This window comes from Telluria sp. LT1R51-2, assembly GCF_059685775.1.
In genome coordinates this window covers 3,163,314-3,182,485 of record NZ_JCASIM010000001.1, presented here as the reverse complement: position 1 = coordinate 3,182,485, position 19,172 = coordinate 3,163,314, and the positions used below count along the sequence as shown (strand labels likewise).

Below are 19,172 nucleotides of genomic sequence, written 5' to 3'. Positions count from 1 at the left end.
AATTTATCGGTTGGCCGCCAGGGACGCCAACTGCTGGGTAAGGTAATCCGACGTCGACTGCATCGACGACAGCGTCGCATCGAGTGCGACGAACTGGGCGCGGTAACGTTTTTCGATGCTGTCCAGGCGTGTTTCAAAGCGTGAGGCCTGGTCGGCGATGGTCTTGATCGACACGTTCAGGCCGTCGGTCTTGCTCTTGAGCAGACTGTCCTTGCCGACGAAACCGGTCGCCAGGTTATTGAGCTGGAACGCGAAACCCTGCGAGAAGGTGACCGCGCCGCGATCGCCCAGGATGCCACCCGTGATCGAGACCTGGATGCCTTCGGCGTTCGATCCTGGCGCTGCAGTGAGCGACTGGCCGTTCCCGGTGGCGGCCACGCCGCCGATCGTACCGATGACGTCGGCGCCCTTGACTGGTGCGGCGCCGCCAAAGATCGATTCGACCGCGCTGCCGCTGATGCCGGTAATCGCAATGTTCGACGTCGAACCGTATTTGCTCGAGGACAGCGTCAGGATGCCGTCCTCGCCGACCTTTGCTTCGGTCGCATCGCCAGCGCCGGCAAACGTCGCGTTGCCATTGATCGACGAGCGCAGAAGCGCGGCCAGGTCGTCCTTGCTGTACGTGCCGGCGGGCAGCTTGATCTCCTGCGACTTGCTTTCGGTAACCGGATCGGTCTGGTTCAGTGTGACGCGCCACACCGTGTTCGCTGCGATCGTCGTCGTCGTGCCCAGTGCGGCGCTGCTCGCCAGCGTTCCCTGCGAAGCCAGGCTGGTGATGTTGACGCCATACGTGCCGGCCTTGGTTGCCGCGGTCGACTTGTCGAACTTGACCAGGCCGTCGGTGGTCGAGCCCATGGCCGCGAATAACCCGCCGAAGTCGGCAGTATTGTCGGTAATTGCCTTGTTCAGCTTGCCCGAATCCAGTTTCAGGCTACCGTCCTGCTGAAACGAGATGCCGACCTGGCTCAGCGAGTTCAATTTGCCACCGGTGCCTTCCATGACTGCGCTGATCTGCCGGCGCATCTGGCTCTGGATTGCGCGCACGCTCGCGTCGCCCTGCAAGACACCGCCTTTTTTCGTCTCGGCGTTGTATTTGGTCATGCCGCTCATCGTGGAGTTGAGCGTGTTGAATGCCTTGACGAAGTCGTTCACCGCCGTGCTGATCGCCGCCGTGTCCTTCGTCACTGTCAATGTGCTGCTGCCGACCGCACTGACGTCAAGCGTCACACCCTGGATCGCATCCTTCACGCTGGTGCTGTCGCTCTTGATCTCGATGCCGTTCATGTTCAGCAGCGTGCTCTGGGCACCGGCGGTCTGGGTCATGCCTTGCACACCGGCCGGGTCGTAGCCGAGCAGGGCGGCCAGAGCCGGGTCGGCTGCCGAGCCGTCTTCGCCCGAGACGCCGATCTTCATTGACGTTGCTTCACCAGTTTTGGTGGACGTCATCACCAGGTGGAACGGATTGCTGCTGCCGTCGGACACGATGGTGGCGGTCACGCCCATGTCCGCCTTGTTGATGGCGTCGCGAATGCCTTGCAGTGTCTGGTCGCCTGCTTCCAGCGTGATGGTCTTGCTGTTGAGCGCGCCGTTGAGGGAAAACCCCGACCCCTGGTGCGAGCCGACACTGCCTGCGGCGAAGCCGGCCGAGGCCGGGTTGTTGCCACCGACCAGGATCTGGTTGCCGTCGTTCGAGCGCAAGGTGACGGCGGCCGTGGCGGTCGTCGTGGCGCCGGTGTTGACGGTGGTGTCATCGTGCTTGAGGCCGCCACGCACGGTACCGGTGACCGTTTCGGTCACGTCGATGGTATTGCCGTCTGCGGACTTGAATTGCAGCGTGCCGTCGGCGGCGCTGCCGCTGACGCTGATGTTGGCCGCGGCCAGCGCATTGCGTGTGCCGGCGCTGGCCAGGGACGTGTCGAGCGCGGCACCGGTCAATGGCGCGCTGCCGGTGTTCAGGCTCGCCAGTTGCACGCCACCAACGGACAGCGCGTAGCTCGAACCGCTGTCGACGCTCACCTGGCCAAAGCCGGCGAACAGGTCAGCCGCAGTTTCGGTACTGCCCGCGGTGGCGACGACACCCGTTTTCTCGCTCTGGGCATTGATCGCTTCGGCCAGTGCACGGGCGCTGCGGGTCGTCGGCGTGGTGCTGATCGCCACGCCATTCAGACTCAGTGAACCGTTGGGAATGCCGCCAGCAGCTGCTGCCAGGCCCAATGCGTTGCCGGTCGCGCCAAAAGTGCCACCGGTAATGGTGCCAAACTGGAACGTCAGATTGGTTGGCGAACCGGAGCCGATCGTGGCGGTGCTGCTGGCCATACCAGTCGTTTTAAGGCTCTGCGACTGGGCCAGTTGGATGACATTGACCTTGTACTTGCCCGGAACGGCGCCAGCGCCGGCAGTGCCGGTGAAGACATCCCTGTTGGACGGCGTCGCACTGAGACCCTGGAAGGTGTTCGACTGGTTCAGGGATGTCAGGGCGCCCTGGAACGCGCCCACGGCGGCGCTGACCTGGCTCAGGGCGTTGTTCTTCTGCTGCAGCGCCGCCGTCTTCTTGGCGTAGTTGTCGAGCGGCCTGGATTCAGCCTGCATCAGCTTCGCTACTATGCCATCGATGTCGAGGTTGGCCACATGTTTCTCCGGTGAAAGCAATAATGTAAGTCATTATCGGCAGAAACAAACGGTACTTAAGAGCGGTAAAGGCGGCTCTCTTTTTATTTTGGCCGGGATTGTCACGAACGATGTCGAAGCGCCATGTAAAAAGCGCCGCACCCGGTGGGGGGCGGCGCTTCGGGTGAGCGGCGGATCGTGTCAGGCGCTTTGATTCAGCAGGCGCCCCACCATCTTGTCGATCGATTTGGCCATTTCCAGTGCCTCCTTGGTCGGCATCTGGCGGACGACTTCCTTCGTATCCCGGTCGATGATCTTGACCACGAGGTCCTTGCTCTCTTCGTCGATTTCAAACTCGAGGCTCTGCGCCGATTGCGGCAGCGCTTCGTTGAGTTTCTTCACGGCGGACGACACCTCGTCCCGGTCTGGCCTGGCTTCGGCTTTCTCCGGCGCTGCCCGTGGTGCCGGGGCAGCCGGCCCGCTCGCGAGCGCTGGACGTTCGTCCAGTTTGGCGGGGGGCGACGACGCAATGGATGGAATTTGCATGGCGTATCCTAACGAAAATTCCCCAGCCAAATTTCTTCAGCCGGGGAACCGCTTACCGAGTGGTACTGTTACTTCGCGTTAGCGATTAGCCACGCAGGAGCGACAGGACACCGTTCGGCAGCGAGTTGGCCTGGGCCAGCATCGACGTACCAGCCTGTTGCAGGATCTGACCACGGGTCAGCTTTGCGGTCTCAGAAGCAAAGTCGGTGTCGACGATGCGGCTGCGCGATGCAGACAGGTTCTCGGTGGTCGACGACAGGTTGGAAATCGCCGATTCGAAGCGCGACTGCAGTGCGCCGTATTCAGCGCGCTGGCCGTTGACTGCTGCCAGGGCAGCGTCAGCCACCTTGATGGCAGCCTGGGCGCCATCAAAGGAACCGATATCGATGTTGGCCACCGATTTCAGGCTCGACGAAGCAGCCAGGGCGAAGCCGGTATCGGTGTCTTCGGCCACGGAGAAGCTCTTTTCCGAGTCCATGGTCACGCGGCCATTGGCGACAGCGGTGCCAGCGGCAGCCAGAGCGACTGGCGTTGCGTTTGCATCGCCATCGGCCTTGTAGGTCCCCAGGCTCAGGGCGGCGCCGCCGGTGGCATTCTTGTTATCGATCTGGATGTTTGCGCCAGACGAGTTGGTCAGCTTGATACCGCCGTTTTCAGCATCGTACTGAGCGGTGACGCCAGTCTTTGCCGTCTGGGCATTGATTGCGCTGATACCTGCAGCGTAGTCATCGGCCTTGCTACCGGTACCCGAGACCGAGAACGATACGCGTACTGCCGTGTCGTTGTCCGATTTCACGTCGATGGCGAATGCGCCGTCGGTCGAGGTGCTTTTCAGCAGCGCATCGGTACGGGCAGTTGCCGTTACACCGGTCTCGCCCGACTTGTTGTTGATCTTCGATGCGATGGTTTTTGCGGTATCGGTAGCCGTCGTGCTGATGGCACCGCTGCCACCGAGGTAACCCGACACCGTGACGGAACCAGCTGCAGCACCGGTGGTCGCAGCGGCCTGGACTGCATCGCCAGCGACCTGGTTGTTGCCGTAGGTCGAGGTGTTGAAGTTTGCGCCGGTCATCGAAATCAGCTGGCCAGCATTGGCACCAACCTGGAAGTTCGAGGTGCCGGACGAACCGTCGAGCAGCTTCTGGCCGTTGAATTCGGTGGTGTTGGCGATACGGTTCAGTTCCGAGGTCAGCTGGGTGACTTCAGTCTGCAGTGCTTTGCGGTCGCTGGCCGAGTTCGACGAGTTCGACGACTGGACAGCCAGTTCGCGGACACGTTGCAGGATATCGCCCGAGCTCGACAGAGCGCCTTCAGCGGTTTGCGCCATCGACACGCCATCGTTGGCGTTACGGGTAGCTTGCGTCATACCCTTGATTTGCGAATTCATGCGGTCCGAAATCGCCAGACCAGCGGCGTCATCCTTGGCGCTGTTGATGCGCATACCCGACGACAGGCGTTGGATCGAGGTATTCAGCTGCGACTGCGAGGTCGCCAGGTTACGCTGCGAGTTCAGGGATGCGACGTTGGTGTTGATTACTGATGCCATGGTGTTTCTCCAGACTAGGTCTTACTAGGGGTGCAGCGACCGTGCTGCTGTTCACTTTGGTCCGTCGCGTTATTCAGTGACGTTCAAACCGCTGTTGTTGCTGGTAACGGTGCCCTGTGGAAAAAGTTTAGGGCCGGACGCAAAATAAATCGTTTTTTTTACCTGTCTGGAAAAACACCCCTTCAGAACTTGTCATTCCGCCACGACTACCCGGTTCTTGCCGCTGCTCTTGGCCTGGTACATCGCTTTATCTGCCCGCGCCATCAGCGATGCCTGTTCCTCGTTCTGCACCCGTAGCGCCACGCCGCACGAGAAGGTGATCAGCATCTTTTCGTTATCGTGCAAGAAGAAGTGCCGGGTCAGCTCGCGCTGCACCCGCACCATGGCCGCCGCTGCCGCGTCGACGTTCGTCTCGGGCAGCAGGATCAAGAATTCCTCGCCGCCGAAGCGCGCGATCACATCCATCGAGCGCAGCGTCTCGCGCACGACCTTGACCAGGTGCTTGAGCGCGGCGTCGCCCGCCATGTGGCCGTAGGTGTCGTTCAGACGCTTGAAATTGTCGAGGTCCAGCAGCGCCACGCACAGCGGCGTGTTGCGGCGGTCGGCGCGCGCGCTTTCGCGCTCGAACACGTCATCCAGGCCGCGGCGGTTCAGGCTGCCGGTCAGCTGGTCTTCGCGCACCAGCTCGCTCATATGCTGCAGCTCGGCTTCCAGTTCGCGGATGCGCTGCTCGGCTTCCTGCACTTCGCGGTGCGCGCCCACCATGCGGTCGCGCGAGGCCAGTGCTTCATCCTGCGCCAGGCGCGTCTCGCGCAGCACGTCGTTCAGGACGGTATCGAGTTCGCTGATGTCGGTGGCGCCGCCGATACGCTCGGAAAAGTCGCCCAGCTTGGCATGGTAGTCGCCGGTCGCGGCGGCCACAGAGCCCAAGCGGTCGACAAACGTCATCATCATGTTCTTCATCGTCGCGCGCACGTCGGCGATGCCATGTTTCAGATGACTTTGCTTGATGATCACGTCCTTCAGGCTGCGCGTGGCGTCTTCCAGCGCGCGCGTGTCCACGGGGCCGGCGATCAGTTCCTGCACCGCGACCACCTGGCCGCGCATATAGTTGTCGTCCTCGAGCAAGCCTTCGATATTGTCGAGCAGCAGGCGGAACAGCCGCAGCAGCAGTTCCTGCTGACCCGCGCTGTCGTCCTTGCGCAGCTCGATCTGGAAGCACAGCTGCTTCAGGCGCGCTTCGATATCGTGCAATTCGCTCTCGCCAACGGCCGTCTTGACCAGGGCGCCCAGCGCTTCGGCTTCCTGCACCTGTTCCGGGTTGTCGCTCAGCAGCGAGGCGCAGGCAAACGACAGCGTGCGCGCCAGCATGTCGCGCAGCAGGCGCGTCTCTGGCTCTTCGTCGCCCATCGCCATCACCGGGGTGTTGCGCCGCAGATGCCGCTCGGTCAACTGGCCCAGTGCCTGGGTGTAGCTGCTCCAGTCACCCGTCTTGACGGCGCGCGTCATGCGCCGGCCGTACTCGGCCAGCTCGCCCGGCGTATCGAGCATGCGGCGCGCGAACCCGTTCAGTACTTCGATGGCCCCTGCATCCGGCGCGGGTGCGGGTGGCGGTGGTGGCGTGCCGGCGATCTCGTCATAGATGGCGCGGTAGGCGTCCGGCGTCGGCGCGATACGGCGCGTGGCCAGGCGACGGAATGCCTCGCGTGCGATGTCGGCAGGGTTTGCCGCCGCGCCTGCAGCAGAAGTGGCAGCGGCGCCGGCGCCAGGTACAGCGGGAACGGGTGTGGACGGAGTGGACATGGATTGCAGCGCGGTGCCGGGTTTGCGGGATTGACGACATGATAGGCAGTTTATTTGCCTCGCATCAACAATTATTCAGCGCCGAGGCATGCAATGGGGTGTCAGTCGACCAGGCCGTTGCGGATCGCATACGTGGTCAGCTCGGCACTGCTCCGAAGTTTCATCTTTACTAACAAGCGGGCGCGGTATTCGCTGATCGTCTTGACTGACAGCGACAGTTCGCCCGCGATCTGCGTCACGGTCATGCCTGACGCGATCATCGTCAGGGTCTGATATTCGCGGTCGGACAACCCCTCGTGGGCGGCGCTTTCATGATCGTCGCCGATCGCGCTGGCCAGGGCTTGCGCGAGTGCGGCGCTGACATACTTTTGTCCGCCTGCCACCAGCCGGATGGCCGTGACCAGCTCGCGCGGCGCGCTTTGCTTGGTAATGTAGCCGGCCGCGCCGGCCTTGAGCGCCCGGATCGCGTACTGGTCTTCGCGGTGCATCGACAGCATCAGCACCGACAGCTCGGGTTTGTCCTTCTTGATCTGCTTGAGCACGTCGATGCCATTGCGGTCGGGCAGCGAAATATCGAGCAACATCACGTGGCAGCGCGTCTTGCCGGCCAGGCGGACGGCATCGTGGCCGTCCTCGGCCTCGCCGGCAACAACGATGTCGCGCTCGTCGGCGAGGATCTGCTTGAGTCCTTCGCGCACGATGGCGTGGTCATCGGCGATGCATACCCGGATGGTTACTTTTTCACTCATTCTGCTTCTTGTTCTGTGCCGGGGCCATGGGCGGCGCCAGTCTGGTCTTGACGGTCAACATCGTGCCACCTCCGGGCGCCGGCGACAAGGACAGCACGCCGCCCAGCGCGCCGGCGCGTTCGTGCATGCCGCGCAGGCCGAATGCATCCGGCCTGGTGCGCACGGCCGGGTCGATGCCGCGGCCGTTGTCGCAGATGGACAGGGTCAGGTGGCGATCGGCCAGGTGCAGCGTCAGCGTGACCTGCGTTGCGCCTGCATGCCTGGCAATATTGGTCAGCGCTTCCTGGGCGATGTGGAAGAGGGCGCTGGCGTGGTCCGGCGCCGGCTCGTGCGCCAGCGCATCGGGGCAGTGCGTGATCACGGCGATGCCGGTCTGGCGGGTAAATTCGCGTGCCTGCCAAGTGAGCGCGGCCGCCAGCCCCAGGTCGAGCGCGGCGGCGCGCAGGCCGAACGAGATGCGATGCACAGTGTCGATCGTGCGATCGACGAGCTCGTCGATGTACCCGGTTTGACCGGCCAGACCGGGCTGATCGGCCGGCACGCGCGCCGCCAGCCGCGCCAGCGCCATCTTGATGGCGATGAGGTTGCCGCCCAGGTCATCGTGCAGTTCGCGCGCGATCCGGCTGCGCTCATCCTGTCGGGCGGCGTCGTCAAGGGCGTGCTGGAGCAGGGTGGGCTGGTGCATGGTCGAATGATACGACAAGGGCGCGCAAGTCTCGCTACAATGCATCCATGAACAAGGCATTTGTAAAAGAGTCCGACAACGACGACGATGATGAAGCCCTGATGCTGGCGCAGGCGATTCCTGACGGCGCCAAGAACTACATCACCCCGGCCGGCTACCAGCGCATCAAGGATGAGCTGCTGCAGCTGATCGACGTCGACCGGCCCGAAGTCGTGCGCATCGTGCACTGGGCCGCGTCCAATGGCGACCGCTCCGAGAATGGCGACTATATCTACGGCAAACGCCGCCTGCGCGAGATCGACCGTCGCATCCGCTTTCTCACCAAGCGCATGGATTCGGCGTTCGTCGTCGACCCGAGCATCCAGCATGGCAGCGACCAGGTGTTCTTCGGCGCCACGGTCCGTTATGTCAATGGTGCTGGCGAAGAGCACACCATCACCATCGTCGGCATCGACGAGCTCGATCCGCTGCACGGCAAGATCAGCTGGGTCTCGCCCGTCGCGCGTGCATTGACCAAGTGCCGCGAAGGCGACGTGGCGCAGCTGCAGACGCCGCTGGGCATGGACGAGCTCGAGATCATCTCGGTCGACTATCCCGAGCCCGTCACCGACTGACCGTGCAGCCCGGTGCTACTATGTGCGCATGAACCGACCTCACGAAGCGGCGCACAGTCCGGCACCCGAGCACACAGATCCCCTGGCGGCATTGCGCGCCGCAACCAACGACCAACACGAACGGCTCGACAGCGGCCTGCCGTTGTCCGGTCCTGCACCTGACTTGCACGATTATGCGGCGCACCTGACGATGGTGCGCGACTGGCTCACGCCTTTGCAGTCTTGGCTGGCATCGTTTGCGGATGGGCCGCAGCTGGTCTTGCCGTCGGTCGAACGCCTGGCGCTGATCGGGGCGGACCTGAACGAACCGGGCATGCCGCCGCTGCGCGCACCGGCACCGGCCCATGCGTGGCCACGCGATGCCAGCGCTGCGTATCGGTGGGGCGTGTGCTATGTGATCGAAGGCTCGCAACTTGGCGGCAAGGTGCTGTACGGGAAGCTGGCGGGTTCACTAGCGCCGCATCCGCTGCGCTATCTGAAGGGCAGCGACACCGGGCCAGGCCCGCGCTGGCGCGCATTCATGCTGGCGTTGAAGGAGCATGTAAGGTCACCGGACGAGATTGCCGATGCCTGCGCGGGCGCCTGCGCGGCGTTCGAGAGTATTTTGAAGCTGAGTCTGGATAAAAAGTAGCGTGGACGGGTTTTCCCGTCCACGCTACGAGCAAACGGCGCTTACGTCCGTTCCCGCTCCACCCGATTCACGCCAGCCACGCGGCGCAGATTGCGAATCAATTGCGCCAGATGCACCCGGTCGGCGATCTGGATCGTGAAGCGCAGCTGCGTCATCATGTTTTCGTCGTCTTCGTCCATGCCCACATACGTGATGTTGGCGTCGGACTCGCCGATCTCGGCAGCCACACGTGCCAGGATGCCTTTCTCGTTGTTGATCAGCAGGCGAATCCGGCAGTCGAAGCGGCGGTTGAGATCGTCGCCCCACTGCACGGCGATCCAGCGATCGGGTTCTTTTGCCAGCAGGCGCTTGGCCGTCTGGCAATCGCAGGTGTGCACCACCAGTGCCTGGTCGCGGCGCAACTGGCCCGTGATCTGGTCGCCCGGGATCGGCAGGCAGCATGGCGCCAGCTGGACCGCCACGCCTTCGCTGCCGTAGATCGTGACCGGTGCGATGTCGCTGGCCGGCAGTGGCTTGTGCGACGGCAGCAGATCGGGGTCGCCTTCCATCAGGCCGAAAATCTGGCGCGCCACCAGCGTCGGCATGCGCTTGCCGATGCCGATGTCGGCAAACACTTCATCCATCGAATTGGCCGACGACTCGGCCAGCAACCGCTCGACGACGCTGGCCGGCAGATCCGGCTTGATGTTGCGCACGGCGAGCGCCTGCGTCAGCAGTTCGAGGCCCAGCTCGGCCGACTCGTTGACGTCGACCAGGCGCAGGTGATGGCGGATCGCCGAACGTGCCTTGCCGGTGCGGACAAACGTCAGCCAGGTCGGGCTCGGGCGCGAATCGGGCTGCGTGATGATCTCGACGATGTCGCCGTTGTGCAGCTCGGTGCGCAGCGGTTGTTCTTCGTTGTTGATCTTCACGCCCACCGTATGGTCGCCGATGCCGGTGTGGATCGAGTAGGCAAAGTCGAGCGCCGTCGCGCCGCGGGGCAGGGCGATGATCTTCGACTTCGGCGTAAACACGTAAACCGAATCGGGGAACAGATCGACCTTGACGTGTTCGAGGAACTCGGCCGAGTCGCCCGTTTGCTGCTGGATGTCGAGCAGCGACTGCAGCCACGCATGGGTGCGCTGCTGCAGCTCGGACATATTCGATTCGCCCGTCTTGTAGAGCCAGTGCGCCGCTACGCCGCTCTCGGCGGTGCGGTGCATGTCCTGCGTGCGGATCTGGAATTCGACCGGCGTGCCATACGGACCGATCAGCGTCGTGTGCAGCGACTGATAGCCGTTGATCTTGCCGATGGCGATGTAATCCTTGAACTTGCCCGGCATCGGCTTGTACAGCGCGTGCAGGGTGCCCAGGGCCACGTAACATTCAGCCACGCTGTCGACGACGACGCGGAAACCATACACGTCGAGCACCTGCGAAAACGACAAGTGCTTGTTGCGCATCTTTTTATAGATGCCGTACAGGGTCTTTTCGCGGCCGTGCACTTCGGCTTTCAGGCCGCCGGCCTCGAGCTGGTTCTTGACCGCTTCGAGGATTTTCTTGACCACTTCGCGCCGGTTGCCGCGCGCCGACTTGATCGCCTTGGACAGCGTCTGGTAGCGCACCGGATACAGGTGCGAGAACGACAGGTCCTGCAGCTCGCGGTAGATATTGTTCAGGCCAAGGCGATGCGCGATCGGCACATACACTTCCATCGTCTCGCCGGCGATGCGGCGCTTCTTGGCCGGAATCATGAAGCCGAGCGTGCGCATATTGTGCAAGCGGTCGGCCAGCTTGATCAGGATGACACGCACGTCCGACGCCATCGCCAGCAGCATCTTGCGGAAGTTTTCCGCCTGCGCTTCGAGCTGGCTCTGGAATTCGATTTTCTCGAGCTTGGACAGGCCGTCGACGAGGTTGGCGACCTGCGCGCCGAAGCGCTCGATCAGCTCATCCTTCTTGACGTCCTGGTCTTCGATCACGTCATGCAGCAGCGCGGCCATGATGGCTTGCGCATCGAGTTTCCACTCGGCGCAGATTTCGGCGACGGCAATCGGATGGGAGATATACGGCTCGCCCGACTTGCGGACCTGGCCCAGGTGCATCTCGTCTGAGAAGCGGTAGGCTTCCTTGACCTTTTTGAGTTCGGCGGGGGTAAGGTATTCGGACAGCTTGGTGATCAGCTGCGTCACCGAGGCCACGCCCGGCACGATGGGGCCGGCGGGCTCGATGAAGTCGGGCGGACGATTGTCCGCCCGCCGCTCGCGCGGAGCGGGGTTGCGTGAAGCGGGTGAATCTGGAGGTAACAGGTTCATTACGTTAATCGTCTGGCTGCGGTGAGATCAGAATAACAGAAGACGGGATAACGCAAATTCAGGCAACCCCGAATGGAATTACATCGGGACTTTTTTCAGCATTTCGATGCCGACTTTACCAGCGGCGATCTCGCGCAGGGCGACGACGGTTGGCTTGTCCTTGGCTTCGACCTTCGGGGTGTGGCCTTGCAGCAGCTGGCGCGCACGATACGTTGCTGCCAGGGTCAGCTGGAAACGGTTCGGGATGTTCTTGAGGCAGTCTTCGATGGTAATGCGGGCCATGTGTGCTCCTGGGTTGCTGAATGTAAGGTGACAATGAGAGAAAACAACGCGTGCGGCGCGCCTGTAACGGCGCGCTCGTCAAGATTGTGGTTGATTCGCGTGGATTCCCAGCTGGGCAAACAGCGTAGCGTTGCGGGCAGCTTGTTGGGCAAATCGGCAACGTGTCGCTTTGACAATCGCCTGCAGCTCAGCCAGGGCGACGTTAAACTCTTCGTTGATGATAGCATATTCGAAGTCGGGTGCGTGAGCGATCTCGCCGCCCGCCGCCAGCAGGCGCCGGGTGATGATGTGCGGCTCGTCGGTGCCACGTTTGTGCAGGCGTTCTTCCAGTGCTTCGATCGATGGCGGCAGAATGAAAATGCCGGCCGCATCCGGGAACAGCTTGCGCACCTGGCGCGCGCCTTGCCAGTCGATTTCGAGCAGGATATCCGTGCCGTTTTTCATCTCCTGCTCGACCGACAGGCGGCTCGTGCCGTAGTAATTGCCGTGCACTTCAGCCCACTCGAGAAACTCGCCCCGGTCGGCGCGCGTGACGAAATCGTCGGCGCTCGTGAAGTGGTATTCGCGGCCATCCTGCTCGCCCGGGCGTGGTGCGCGGGTGGTGGTGGAGATGGACAGCTTGATGCCCGGTTCATTCGCCAGCAGGGCGTTGACCAGGGTCGATTTGCCGGCGCCGGATGGCGCGGCGACGACGAACAGGCTGCCGGAAAAGGCTTGTGGGAGCATGGCGGGGTCCTTTGTCAGTACGGTATGTGCGCGAGCATGGTGTCGCGGGTGGTCATGTTAACGTTGAACGCGTGGACGGGAAACCCGTCCACGCGTTCAACCGGCGCTGGTATCGCTACCGATTCAATTCTGGTGCTTACTCGAGGTTCTGCACCTGTTCACGCATCTGCTCGATAAGAAGCTTGAGCTCCATCGACGCGTCAGCAAGTTCCTTCACCGACGCCTTGGCGCCCAGCGTGTTGGCTTCGCGATTGAGCTCTTGCATCATGAAGTCGAGGCGCTTGCCGACCTGGCCACCCTTTTTGAGGATGTGGCGCGTTTCGTTCAGGTGCGCCGACAGGCGCGACAATTCTTCGGAGACGTCGATCCGGATGCCGTACAGGGTCACTTCCTGGCGAATCCGCTCCAGCACTTCCTGGCGCGTCAGCGTCGACGGATTGCCGTGACCGGCCAGGCCCAATGCGTCCTGCATGCGGTCGATGGCCTTGTTCTGGAATTGCGAAATGACTTGCGGGATCAGTGGCGTGATGCGCTTGACGATCGCTTCCATCGATTCGATGCGCGATTGCAGCATCGTTTCGAGCGCCGCGCCTTCGCGCCGGCGGCTGTCGACGAACGCCGCGATGGTGGTCACTGTGAGCGCGGCGACGTCGGCCTGGAGCGATTCCTGGCCAATCGTCGATTCTTCGATGACGCCGGGCCAGCGCAGCAGTTCGGCCACGGTCATGGGCGCGGCCTGCGCGAAGTGACGCGTCACTTCGCCTTGCAGCCGGGCCAGGTCGGCCAGCAGTTCCTGATTGAGTGCTGCGGCGCCGCCGCTGACCTTGCGGCCGAACGAGACACGCACTTCGACCTTGCCGCGCTGGATGGCGGCCATGATGGCCGTTCGCAGATCGGGTTCCAGCGCGCGCAAATCGTCATTGATGCGGAACTGCAAATCGAGGAAGCGCGAGTTGACGCTCTTGATTTCGATCGTGAGGGTTCCGGCAGCGCCTTCGCTGGTGGCGACCGCATAACCTGTCATGCTTGAAATGCTCAATGAAATCCCCGGTTTTATTCTTTACAAAGCCGACATTTATCCACACAATCGCGCTGTTTAGCAAGGAAACCCAATTGGATGGCTGCACAGAATAACGCTCCTCTGCCCGCAGGACTCGAAATTGCCGGATACCGCATTGTAAAGAAAATTGCGTCCGGCGGGTTCAGTATTGTTTATCTTGCCTATGACAGCGAGGGCAATGCAGTGGCCATCAAGGAGTACCTGCCAAGCGCGCTGGCGCTGCGCCAGCCTGGTCAACTGATCCCCGTGGTGGCCAAGCCGCACCTGGCGGTGTTTCGCATCGGCCTGAAGTGTTTTTTCGAAGAAGGCCGCGCCCTGGCGCGCATCGTGCACCCGAACGTGGTACGGGTACTCAATTTCTTCCGCGCGCATGAGACCGTGTATATGGTCATGGCCTACGAGTCCGGTCACTCGCTGCAGGAACACATCGCGCGTGCCGCCGCCAAAGGCAATGGCTTGAGCGAAAACTTCGTGCGCCAGGTGTTCCACGGCGTCTGCAGCGGCCTGCGCGAAGTCCACGCTAACAAACTGCTGCACCTCGACCTCAAGCCCGCCAACATCTATCTGCGTACTGACGGCTCGCCGTTGCTGCTTGACTTTGGCGCCGCGCGCCAGACGCTGCATACCGACGCTCCGATGCTCGCCCCGATGTACACGCCGGGCTTCGCCGCGCCCGACCTGTACACACGCGGCGCGGCGCTCGGCCCCTGGACCGATATCTACAGTCTGGGCGCGGCCATGCTTGCCTGCATGAGCCGCTCGACGCCGCCGCCGGTCGATGCGCGCCGCATGGACGATCACGTGCCGCGCCACCTGGCGCGCCTGGCAGGCTATTATTCACCGGAGCTGGTCAAACTGGTGGCCGGGTGCCTGGCACTCGATCCCCTGATGCGGCCGCAAAGCGTGTTCGAGATTCAGAAGGTGCTGCAAGCGGCGCCGGCCGCGCCACCCCCGGCGCGGGCCACGGCTGCGCTGGCGACCGAAGCCGACGCGGCGGTGGACGCACATGAAGCACGCGGCGGCTGGCGCGGCCTGGTCGACCGTCTGGGCGCATTCCGGCGCGATTAAAGGAAGTCATGCAATTCTCGGTCTATCAACAAAGCCATATTGGCGGACGCAAGGTCAACCAGGACCGGATGGGCTACTGCTACACCCGCGACGCTTTGCTGCTGTTGCTGGCCGACGGCATGGGCGGCCACCTGGGCGGCGAGATCGCCGCGACCATCGCACTGCAGACGGTGTCGGCGATGTTCCGCCTGCAGGCGCGTCCGTACGTGAAAAAGCCCGAGCGCTTTCTTGAAGAAGCGCTGCTGCAGGCGCACCACGACATCCAGGCCTATGCCGCCAGCCACGGCCTGCCCGAGATCCCGCGCACCACCGTTGTCGCCTGCCTGATCCAGCATAATTGCGCCGTGTGGGCGCACGTCGGCGACTCGCGCCTGTACTGGGTGCGCCGCAAGCAGGTGCTGGCCTGCACGCGCGACCACTCGCATTTCGAGTACCTGCTCGAACGCGGCCGCGCCGACCCGTCCGAGCGCAACACGCACCCCGACCGCAATAAACTCTACAACTGCCTTGGCGCGTCCAGCCCACCGAAGATCGAGCTGTCGCAGCAGCACAGCCTGCAGCATGGCGACATGCTGCTGCTATGCTCGGACGGTTTGTGGTCCGTGCTGCCCGAAACCGAGATCGTGCACCGCCTGGCCACGAGCGGCGTCGTGCAGGCGGTGCCGGAACTGGTGCAGATGGCGGCCGCCATCGGCGGCGCGCAGGCCGACAACACGACTGCACTGGCCATCGCCTGGCAGGGGGCGGCCGGCACGATCGACGCCGATTCGCTCAATGTGATCTCGACCCAGATGCTGGCCGAAGATGCCGTGAGCTCCACCATCGTCGCGGGTGACCCGCTGCCCGAAGGCAGCGACGCGTTCGACGAAGATGATATCGAAAGAGCCATCGCCGAGATCCGCGAAGCGATCGAAAAATCCTCCCAGCTGCTCAAGTAAGGACCGACCCCATGACCTACCCACCGCGCCCGAGTGGCCGCGCGCCAGACCAGTTGCGCCCGATCGTCATCACCCGCAACTACACGCGGCACGCCGAAGGCTCGGTGCTGATCGAGTTCGGCGACACCAAAGTGATCTGCACGGCCAGCATCGAGGACAAGGTGCCTGCCTTCCTGAAAGGGAAGGGCCAGGGCTGGCTGACCGCCGAATACGGGATGCTGCCGCGCTCGACCCACAAGCGCATGGACCGTGAAGCGGCGCGCGGCAAGCAGAGCGGGCGCACGCAGGAAATCCAGCGCCTGATCGGCCGTTCGCTGCGCGCCGCGTTCAACCTGCATGCATTTGGCGAGCGCACGCTGCATCTGGATTGCGACGTGATCCAGGCCGACGGCGGCACCCGCACCGCCGCCATCACGGGCGCGATGGTGGCCGCGCACGACGCCTTCAGCACGCTGCTGTCGTCGTGCGCGATCACGGCGCTGCCGGTACGGCACTTCGTCGCCGCCGTGTCGGTCGGCATGGTGAACGGCGTGCCGGTGCTCGACCTGGACTATCCGGAAGATTCGGACTGCGACACCGACATGAACGTGGTGATGAACGACCAGGGCCATTTCATCGAAGTGCAGGGCACAGCCGAAGGCGCCGCGTTCGACCGCGCCGCCATGGACCGCCTGCTCGACCTGGCCCAGGCGGGGATCGCCGACCTGATCCATTTGCAGAAGCAGGCGCTGCGCGTGGGCTGACTGCGGTTGCCCGGTTCCTGCGCGGTGGGCGCGCGAAGCCGGTAAAATGACCGGTTTCCTCACCAGCACCGTGAACACCATGACCCAGCGCCTGATCCTCGCCTCCAACAACGCCGGCAAACTCAAGGAGTTCGCCCAGCTGCTCGGCCCTATCGGCCTCGACCTGCATCCGCAGGGCGAATTCGATGTCCCGGAAGCAGAAGAGCCGTTTGGCACCTTCGTTGAAAACGCGCTGGCCAAGGCACGCCATGCGTCGCGCCTGACCGGCTTGCCGGCACTGGCCGACGATTCGGGCGTCTGCGTCAATGCCCTCGGCGGCGCGCCCGGTGTGTATTCGGCCCGCTACGCTGGAGAACCGAAATCCGACGCCAACAACAGCCGCAAGCTCGTCGCCGATCTGTCCACACTCAGCGACAAGTCCGCCTATTACTATTGCGTGCTGGTCTATGTGCGCCACCCGGAAGACCCGCAGCCGATCATCGCCGACGGCCGCTGGAATGGCGAAATCATCGCCACGCCGCGTGGCGAGAACGGCTTCGGCTACGACCCGTACTTCCTGATTCCGTCGCTGGGCAAGACCACGGCCGAACTGGCGCCCGACGAGAAGAACGCGCTGTCGCACCGTGGCCAGGCGCTGCGCGCGCTGGTCGAGAAACTGAAAAACACGTGACATGATCCCCATTAAATTCGTCGGCGAGAACGTAGCCCAACCGTTGGCCGGCGAGCCCCGTTCGCCCGCCACGGCCGCGCTGCAATACCTGCAGCCGGGCGCGCTGAACCTGACGGCGCTGCCGCCGCTGTCGCTGTACGTGCACTGGCCATGGTGTGTGCGCAAATGTCCGTACTGCGATTTCAATTCGCACGAAGGCAAGGGCGAACTGCCCGAGAAGGATTACCTCGACGCGCTGCGCCTGGACCTGGAACAGTCGCTGCCGCTGATCTGGGGCCGCAAGATCCACACCGTGTTCATCGGCGGCGGCACGCCGAGCCTGATGTCGGCAGCGGGGCTGGATCGCCTGATGTCCGACCTGCGCACCCTGCTGCCGCTGGAACTCGACGCCGAGATCACGATGGAAGCCAATCCGGGCACCTTCGAGGCCGAGCGCTTCAAGAGTTATCGCGAGAGCGGCATCAACCGCCTGTCGATCGGCATCCAGAGTTTCAACCCGGCGCACCTGAAGGCGCTGGGGCGCATCCACGACGGCGACGAAGCGTTGCGCGCGGTCGAGATCGCAAAAAACACGTTCGACAACTTCAATCTCGACCTGATGTACGCGCTGCCGTTGCAGACGCTGGCCGAGGCGCGCCACGACCTGGAAACGGCGCTCGCATTCGCGCCGCCGCACCTGTCGCTGTACCACCTGACGATGGAACCGAACACGGTCTTCGCCAAGTACCCGCCATCACTGCCAGACGACGACCTCAGCGCCGACATGCAGGACATGATCGCCGAGGTGACGGGCGCCGCCGGCTACGATCACTATGAAGTGTCGGCCTACGCTAGGCCCGGCCGGCGCGCTCGCCACAACCTGAATTACTGGCAGTTCGGCGACTACCTGGGCATCGGCGCCGGTGCGCATTCGAAGATCTCGTTCCCGCACCGCATCCTGCGCCAGGCCCGCTACAAGCAGCCGGCATCGTTCATCGAGGCAGCAAAGCGCGGCAACCCGGTGCAGGAAGAGCACGAGATCGGCCGCACCGACATGGGCTTCGAATTCATGCTCAACACGCTGCGCCTGACTGGCGGCTTCGATCCGAACCTGTTCGGCGAGCGCACCGGGATGAGCATCAACACGATCACGAAGTCGCTCAACGAGGCCGAGGCCAAGGGGCTGATCTACCGCGATCACAAGCTGATCAAACCGACAGAACTGGGCCAGCGTTTTCTGAACGATTTGCAGGAAATGTTCCTGGCCGAGTAAGCGTCCCGGTTTTTCAGGCCTGCACGACGCCTGCCATCGCGCTGAGCGTGCGTGTCAGGCCGGCCACGACGCGCGCCAGGCCGTCGAATTCGCCGGGCTGCTGCGCCTCGTCGCTTTCATCGGCGTTCAATGGCGCGGTGTAGAAATAGGGGTAGCCGAGAAAGTCGCTGCCGGTGATCAAGAGGGTCGTCGTGGCGGGGCTGCGATCGCCATCGCCATGGCGCGAGAGCGTCAAGCCCATCACGTGGGCCGAGGTCGCCAGCCCGTGGTGCATCAGCTGCGGGTCGCTGCGCAGTGCTGCAAACGCCTGGCGCACGCGCTGCGCCCCATCGGGCGTGCCGATGAACGCGATGAAGTTGCCGGCGCCCGTGTCTTCCGCGCCTGATTCCCCAGCCTCCATGAAGAACACGAAGCGGATCTCCGTCCCCGGTGCGGGCCGCAGATCCTTGACGGCGCGCGCCAGTTCGAGCACGGCAGCAGCGCCCACATCACCCCCTGGCCCGACGCGGGCGCCGATCACGAATGTGCGTTCTGGGATGGCGCCTGGCGTCACGCTTGCAAGCGCTGCTTCGATGCTGTGGGCGGGATGGCCGCCGCTGCCTCTACCGCTGCCGCCGTCGATCCGCTGCCTGTTCAGCACATAGCCATACCGGCGCAGTGATGTGTCGATGTATTGCATGGGACTGCTTGGCGCGTCCGGCGCCAGAGCCCGGGCATGGGCTTGCAGGCGCGCCGCCAAAGGCGAGGCGTCGGACCGCGTCTCGACGGTCAGCGTTGCCAGCAAGATCGCAAGCAACATCGCGACGATGACTTTCCAGTGCGATCTGAAGAAATGTCTCATGGCGTCACACGGCGCCTTGCGGCGCGTCGTCGGCAATCGATGCAGCCAGTGTAGCCAATCCCGCCAATATCTGCGGCGCCGGGGGAGGGCAATGCTGCGCTACAACGTACTGCGGCG

Annotated in this window: 18 protein-coding genes; 7 read left to right on the top strand and 11 right to left on the bottom strand. The window is 63.4% G+C overall.

The window, feature by feature from the left end:
* Positions 1–3: 3 nt before the first annotated feature.
* The 6 genes from fliD to AC56LH_RS14020 all read right to left on the bottom strand — a co-directional run bounded on the left by fliD (position 4) and on the right by AC56LH_RS14020 (position 7,936).
* Positions 4–2,628 (bottom strand): flagellar filament capping protein FliD, encoded by a 2,625-nt coding sequence (gene fliD / locus AC56LH_RS14045; protein ID WP_499646975.1) that lies wholly within the window; start codon positions 2,626–2,628, stop codon positions 4–6.
* A gap of 180 nt (positions 2,629–2,808) precedes the next feature.
* Entirely contained in the window at positions 2,809–3,153 is a 345-nt protein-coding gene (locus AC56LH_RS14040) for a flagellar protein FlaG (RefSeq protein ID WP_258835290.1), read from the bottom strand.
* Positions 3,154–3,238: 85 nt separating this feature from the next.
* Positions 3,239–4,699 carry a flagellin N-terminal helical domain-containing protein gene (locus AC56LH_RS14035; protein ID WP_499646972.1) on the bottom strand — a complete coding sequence of 487 codons (1,461 nt, stop codon included), beginning with the start codon at positions 4,697–4,699 and terminating at the stop codon, positions 3,239–3,241.
* Positions 4,700–4,891: 192 nt separating this feature from the next.
* Positions 4,892–6,502: a GGDEF domain-containing protein gene (locus AC56LH_RS14030; RefSeq protein WP_499646970.1), complete on the bottom strand. Its 1,611-nt coding sequence runs from the start codon at positions 6,500–6,502 to the stop codon at positions 4,892–4,894.
* Between the two features lie 101 nt (positions 6,503–6,603).
* Positions 6,604–7,251, bottom strand: coding sequence for a response regulator (locus tag AC56LH_RS14025; RefSeq protein ID WP_499646968.1), 648 nt, complete (start codon positions 7,249–7,251; stop codon positions 6,604–6,606).
* Positions 7,244–7,936, bottom strand: a complete 693-nt coding sequence (locus AC56LH_RS14020) for a sensor histidine kinase (RefSeq protein WP_499646966.1) — start codon at positions 7,934–7,936, stop codon at positions 7,244–7,246. Before AC56LH_RS14020 ends, AC56LH_RS14025 begins: the two co-directional genes overlap by 8 nt.
* Positions 7,937–7,983: 47 nt before the next feature.
* Here AC56LH_RS14020 and greB point away from each other — a divergent pair, with 47 nt between their 5' ends.
* Together greB and AC56LH_RS14010 are read left to right on the top strand one after the other, a co-directional pair.
* On the top strand, positions 7,984–8,550 hold the full coding sequence (gene greB, locus AC56LH_RS14015) for a transcription elongation factor GreB (protein ID WP_499646964.1): 567 nt from the start codon (positions 7,984–7,986) through the stop codon (positions 8,548–8,550).
* 28 nt (positions 8,551–8,578) lie between these two features.
* Entirely contained in the window at positions 8,579–9,181 is a 603-nt protein-coding gene (locus AC56LH_RS14010; RefSeq protein WP_499646962.1) for a biliverdin-producing heme oxygenase, read from the top strand.
* Positions 9,182–9,222: 41 nt separating this feature from the next.
* On the opposite strand, the gene AC56LH_RS14005 is transcribed toward AC56LH_RS14010, so the two are convergent.
* The 4 genes from AC56LH_RS14005 to AC56LH_RS13990 form a co-directional block, all read right to left on the bottom strand.
* Positions 9,223–11,475, bottom strand: a complete 2,253-nt coding sequence (locus AC56LH_RS14005) for a RelA/SpoT family protein (protein WP_499646960.1) — start codon at positions 11,473–11,475, stop codon at positions 9,223–9,225.
* A 78-nt stretch (positions 11,476–11,553) separates the two neighbouring features.
* Entirely contained in the window at positions 11,554–11,757 is a 204-nt protein-coding gene (rpoZ, locus tag AC56LH_RS14000; protein WP_019922806.1) for a DNA-directed RNA polymerase subunit omega, read from the bottom strand.
* Between the two features lie 78 nt (positions 11,758–11,835).
* Positions 11,836–12,483, bottom strand: a complete 648-nt coding sequence (gene gmk, locus AC56LH_RS13995) for a guanylate kinase (protein WP_499646958.1) — start codon at positions 12,481–12,483, stop codon at positions 11,836–11,838.
* Positions 12,484–12,619: 136 nt separating this feature from the next.
* Positions 12,620–13,507 carry a YicC/YloC family endoribonuclease gene (locus tag AC56LH_RS13990; protein ID WP_499580613.1) on the bottom strand — a complete coding sequence of 296 codons (888 nt, stop codon included), beginning with the start codon at positions 13,505–13,507 and terminating at the stop codon, positions 12,620–12,622.
* Positions 13,508–13,600: 93 nt separating this feature from the next.
* Between AC56LH_RS13990 and AC56LH_RS13985 the strand changes: the two genes are divergently transcribed.
* From AC56LH_RS13985 to hemW, 5 genes are all read left to right on the top strand, one after another.
* Positions 13,601–14,611, top strand: a complete 1,011-nt coding sequence (locus AC56LH_RS13985) for a serine/threonine-protein kinase (RefSeq protein ID WP_499646956.1) — start codon at positions 13,601–13,603, stop codon at positions 14,609–14,611.
* Between the two features lie 8 nt (positions 14,612–14,619).
* Positions 14,620–15,549: a PP2C family protein-serine/threonine phosphatase gene (locus AC56LH_RS13980; protein ID WP_499646954.1), complete on the top strand. Its 930-nt coding sequence runs from the start codon at positions 14,620–14,622 to the stop codon at positions 15,547–15,549.
* A gap of 11 nt (positions 15,550–15,560) precedes the next feature.
* A complete protein-coding gene (gene rph / locus AC56LH_RS13975; protein WP_258835280.1) occupies positions 15,561–16,292 on the top strand; it encodes a ribonuclease PH in 732 nt (243 codons plus the stop codon).
* A gap of 79 nt (positions 16,293–16,371) precedes the next feature.
* Positions 16,372–16,962, top strand: a complete 591-nt coding sequence (gene rdgB / locus AC56LH_RS13970; protein WP_499504254.1) for an RdgB/HAM1 family non-canonical purine NTP pyrophosphatase — start codon at positions 16,372–16,374, stop codon at positions 16,960–16,962.
* A gap of 1 nt (position 16,963) precedes the next feature.
* The gene (hemW, locus tag AC56LH_RS13965; RefSeq protein ID WP_499646951.1) at positions 16,964–18,214 is read left to right on the top strand and encodes a radical SAM family heme chaperone HemW; all 1,251 of its coding nucleotides are present in this window, start codon (positions 16,964–16,966) and stop codon (positions 18,212–18,214) included.
* Between the two features lie 13 nt (positions 18,215–18,227).
* On the opposite strand, the gene AC56LH_RS13960 is transcribed toward hemW, so the two are convergent.
* Positions 18,228–19,013, bottom strand: coding sequence for a zinc-binding metallopeptidase family protein (locus tag AC56LH_RS13960; RefSeq protein ID WP_499646949.1), 786 nt, complete (start codon positions 19,011–19,013; stop codon positions 18,228–18,230).
* Between the last annotated feature and the right edge of the window lie 159 nt (positions 19,014–19,172).